This window comes from Pseudomonas sp. NPDC089741, assembly GCF_044748825.1.
Taxonomy (GTDB): domain Bacteria; phylum Pseudomonadota; class Gammaproteobacteria; order Pseudomonadales; family Pseudomonadaceae; genus Aquipseudomonas; species Aquipseudomonas helmanticensis.
In genome coordinates this window covers 1-4,174 of record NZ_JBIVGT010000071.1, presented here as the reverse complement: position 1 = coordinate 4,174, position 4,174 = coordinate 1, and the positions used below count along the sequence as shown (strand labels likewise).

4 protein-coding genes and 1 pseudogene are annotated in these 4,174 nt (G+C 58.3%); 1 reads left to right on the top strand and 4 read right to left on the bottom strand.

Going from position 1 to position 4,174, the window contains the following annotated elements; all coding sequences use genetic code 11:
* Nucleotides 1-65 (bottom strand): annotated as a pseudogene (locus ACIPZE_RS28680) (metal-binding protein); the annotation flags it as partial.
* Between the two features lie 105 nt (nucleotides 66-170).
* On the opposite strand from ACIPZE_RS28680, the gene ACIPZE_RS28675 reads away from it, so the two are divergent.
* On the top strand, nucleotides 171-749 hold the full coding sequence (locus ACIPZE_RS28675) for a Maf family protein (RefSeq protein ID WP_400776787.1): 579 nt from the start codon (nucleotides 171-173) through the stop codon (nucleotides 747-749).
* Nucleotides 750-843: 94 nt separating this feature from the next.
* On the opposite strand, the gene sppA is transcribed toward ACIPZE_RS28675, so the two are convergent.
* Genes sppA through rluC form a run of 3 tightly spaced genes read right to left on the bottom strand, consistent with a single transcriptional unit; the run spans nucleotide 844 to nucleotide 3,466 of the window.
* Nucleotides 844-1,833: a signal peptide peptidase SppA gene (gene sppA / locus ACIPZE_RS28670; RefSeq protein ID WP_283439099.1), complete on the bottom strand. Its 990-nt coding sequence runs from the start codon at nucleotides 1,831-1,833 to the stop codon at nucleotides 844-846.
* Between the two features lie 24 nt (nucleotides 1,834-1,857).
* Nucleotides 1,858-2,520: an HAD-IA family hydrolase gene (locus tag ACIPZE_RS28665; RefSeq protein WP_283439100.1), complete on the bottom strand. Its 663-nt coding sequence runs from the start codon at nucleotides 2,518-2,520 to the stop codon at nucleotides 1,858-1,860.
* Entirely contained in the window at nucleotides 2,507-3,466 is a 960-nt protein-coding gene (gene rluC / locus ACIPZE_RS28660) for a 23S rRNA pseudouridine(955/2504/2580) synthase RluC (protein WP_129395030.1), read from the bottom strand. Before rluC ends, ACIPZE_RS28665 begins: the two co-directional genes overlap by 14 nt.
* Between the last annotated feature and the right edge of the window lie 708 nt (nucleotides 3,467-4,174).

Sequence of the window (4,174 nt, the reverse complement as noted above, 5' to 3'; positions counted from 1 at the left end):
AGGGTGGTGCCACGATCAGCCAATTTGCGCGGGTCAACGTGAGGTGGAATCGGGTCATTCAACATAGGCGCAGCATTATAGGGATGCACCCACCCATGTCAAAGGAAATTGTGCCCTGTCCGTCACTTGCGTGCCTCCGCTAGAATTCGCACCTGCCTCAGGAGACGTGAATGCTGCCTTTATTACTCGCTTCAAGCTCGACCTATCGTCGCGAATTGCTCGCCCGTCTGCACCTGCCGTTCGTCTGCAGTTCGCCGGATATCGATGAAAGCCATCGCCCGGGCGAGTCCGCCATCGAACTGGTCAAACGCCTCGCCGAGCAAAAAGCCCGGGCATTGGCTGACAGTCACCCCGCCCACCTGATCATCGGCTCGGACCAGGTGGCCGTGCTCGGCGAGCAGATCATCGGCAAGCCGCACACCTTCGAGAAGGCCCGCGAGCAACTGATGGCGGCCAGCGGCGCCAGTGTGACCTTCCTGACCGGCCTGGCCCTGCTCAACAGCCAGACAGGCGAGTGCCAAGTCGACTGCGTGCCGTTTACCGTGCATATGCGCCAACTCGACCAGGCGCGCATTGAGCGCTATCTGCGCATCGAGCAGCCGTATGACTGCGCAGGCAGCTTCAAGGCGGAAGGACTGGGAGTGAGCCTGTTTCAGTCGACCGAAGGCCCGGACGCGACCAGCCTGATCGGTTTACCGCTGATTCGGCTGATCGACATGTTGCTGGCTGAAGGTGTGCAGATCCCATAACGCAAAAGATCGCAGCCTGCGGCAGCTCCTACATGGGAATGTAAAACCCTGTAGGAGCTGCCGCAGGCTGCGATCTTTTGATCTTTACAACGAATCAGCGCAACGAAGGCCCATGGAAACCCATCCACATCGCCAACTGCTCAGCCACACTGGCACCGAGCTTCTTCGAGAAGCGATCAAACGGCGATTCCTGAACGGTGAAGTCCACCAGCTCCTTCTCGCCAATCACATCGCGCGCCACAGAGCTGGCATTGCCCAGCCCGTCGATCAAGCCCAGCGGCAGCGCCTGCTCGCCTGACCAGACCAGCCCGGAGAACAACTCCGGATGCTCTTTGTCCTTCAAGCGATCGCCACGCCCCTGCTTGACGCTGTTGATGAACTGCTTGTGCGTCGTATCCAGCACACTCTGCCAGAAGGCCGTCTCTTCAGGCTTCTGCGGCTGGAACGGATCGAGAAACGACTTGTGCTCGCCCGAGGTGTAAGTGCGACGCTCGACGCCTAGCTTCTCCATGGTGCCGACAAAACCGTAACCCGCCGCCGTCACACCAATGGAGCCGACCAGACTCGCCTTGTCGGCGTAGATCTGATCCGCTGCACTGGCGATGTAATAGGCACCGGACGCACCGAGATCGGAAATCACCGCATACACTTTGATATCCGGATGCAGACCACGCAGACGCTTGATCTCGTCATAGACATAACCCGACTGCACCGGACTGCCGCCAGGGCTGTTGATGCGCAGGATGACGCCCTTGACCTTCTTGTCCTCGAACGCGGCACGCAGGCTGCCGACGATGTTGTCGGCACTGGCCGGTTCCTTGTCGGCGATCATTCCGGTGATGTCGATCAACGCGCTGTAATTCGGCCCGCGCGTGGCGCTTTTTTCCATGTCCATCAGCGGCGTGAACAGAATCAACGCCACAAACAGATAAACAAACGTCAGCAGCTTGAAGAAAATCCCCCAGCGACGCGAGCGACGCTGCTCCTGCACGCCAGCCAGCAGCGTTTTTTCCAACAGCTTCCAGCTTTTCTGGTCACCGTCGTCGGCACTTGCCTTGGCCGGTGCTTTCCATTCGTCGGTCATGCCATCCACCCCAGCAAAAACGTATTAAGCCTGCTGCGCCAGCCAGGCATGCAATTCAGAAAAACGGTCGATCGACAGGCGCGGCTCGAACTGCTGCAGCGATTCGATCGATTGCGCGCCGTAACTGACCGCCACCGAATCCATCCCGGCGTTACGCGCCATCAGCAGATCGAACGACGAGTCACCAACCATCAATGCCTGCTCCGCACGCACACCACAATGCGCAAGGATCTGTTCCAGCATCAGAGGGTGCGGCTTGCTCGCAGTTTCATCGGCAGCACGGGTGATATCGAAATATTCTTCCCAGCCATTGGCCTTGAGCACGCGATCCAGCCCGCGACGATTCTTGCCGGTCGCCACAGCCAGGTGATAACCCTGCTCGCGAAAGGACGCCATCGACTCGACGACGCCTTCGAACAACGGCGAAGGCACGGCTTCGGCGGCGATGTAGTGATCGGCGTAATACTCGCGAAACAAGGTCATTTCAGCGTCGCTGATTTGCGGATACAAGGTGCGGATCGCCTCGGGCAGACCCAGGCCGATGATACCTTTTACGGCGAAATCATCACGCAACTCGAAGCCGGAACGCCCGGATGCAGAGTGCATCGCCTCGACGATCCGATGAATTGAATCGGCCAGCGTGCCGTCCCAATCAAAAATCAGCAGCTTGTAATCAGATGGGCGCACTCAATCGCTCCACGGTCTTGGCCCACATTTCGTCGACCGGTGCTTGCAAGGTCAGCTTGCCACCGTCCGGCAGCGGCACGGTCAGCATGTAGGCGTGCAGAAACAGACGCTTGCCGCCCAGATCGCGGATTTCCTTGGTGAAACCCTCATCGCCATACTTGCTGTCGCCAGCAATGCAATGGCCAGCATGCAGAGTGTGCACGCGAATCTGGTGGGTACGACCGGTAACCGGTTTGGCCTCGACCATGGTGGCGAAATCACCGAAGCGGCGCAGCACCTTGAACATCGTCAGGGCTTCTTTGCCTTCTTCGTTGACCTCAACCATGCGCTCGCCAGAACGCAAATTGCTCTTGAGCAATGGCGCGCTGACTTTCTTGATCGAGGTCGCCCAGTTGCCGCGCACCAGCGCCATGTAGCGCTTGTCGACGCCGTCGCCACGCAATTGTTCGTGCAAGTGGCGCAACATGCTGCGCTTTTTCGCGATCATCAGCAGGCCGGAGGTGTCACGGTCGAGACGGTGCACCAGTTCCAGCTCTTTGGTATCGGGGCGCAACTGACGAAAGGCTTCGATGACGCCGAAATTCAAGCCGCTGCCACCGTGAACCGCAATGCCTGCGGGCTTGTTGATCACGATCAGGGCTTTGTCTTCGAAGACAATCGAGGCTTCCAGGCGCTGCAACAGGCCTTGGGCCAGTGGCACCGGTTCGTCGCGCTCAGGCACGCGAACGGGCGGCACGCGCACGATATCGCCGGCCTGCAGCTTGTATTCGGGCTTGATCCGACCTTTGTTCACACGCACTTCGCCTTTACGCAAAATCCGGTAAATCAAGGTCTTGGGCACGCCTTTGAGCCGGGCGAGGAGAAAATTGTCGATTCGTTGGCCGGCATACTCCGGCGAGACTTCAAGCAATTGAACGCCTGGAGTCGAAGGGGCAGTAGTTGTCATGCCGCGGATGATAACAATTTTTATGGAATTGAAGCACTTAATCATTGCTGCTATAGTCGCGAACGCCGCCAAAAGCGGCCTGGACAGAGGAATCACGGTCAAAAACCGGCCCTGACCAACGCAATTCACCAGGACGCGAGGCCGTCCTACGGGGCTTTCGCTACGTAACGGTGGAGTTTGCAGTTGTAACAAGCGCAGGTGACATGAGGCCTGAATTACACCGTCGAGCAGAGTTTTTACTCGCCTGACAGGCACACATTCAAGGCCAGTTCACAAAGTGCAGTCAGCTGCAGATGACCCCGAGCGAAAGCTTCGGAAACATCGCCTGAATTAGCCATGATGCGTGACCTCCCCTATCGGAGCTCACGGTAAATGCCAACCCGCTGCGGATTCTGCGCGCGGCAGCACCCGAATTATCAGGGATACGTGTAGGGTGGAGATGCACAACCGCTGGACTGTGTAGCAATAGGCTTTATCAAGACGCTTCATCTCGTCCACAGCCGCTGGTGGATTCCTCCTCCTGACTGAGTGCTTAAGTAGCCACAGCAAGCAGGACGCGTACGTCGCGATATCGGCCCAATTGGTCGCACATCGCTGGACACGGGAATGGCCAACCACTCCCGACGCACCTGACACCGACCGTGAGAAGTCGTGTGTGCCGAACGCCGTTTCCGGCAGCCCGGAAACCGACGGTCCTACATGAAATGA

Coding starts and splice junctions, on each gene's coding strand:
- ACIPZE_RS28675 (WP_400776787.1), top strand. CDS start 171: ATGCTGCCTTTATTACTCGCTTCAAGCTCGACCTATCGTCGCGAATTG.
- sppA (WP_283439099.1), bottom strand. CDS start 1,833: ATGACCGACGAATGGAAAGCACCGGCCAAGGCAAGTGCCGACGACGGT.
- rluC (WP_129395030.1), bottom strand. CDS start 3,466: ATGACAACTACTGCCCCTTCGACTCCAGGCGTTCAATTGCTTGAAGTC.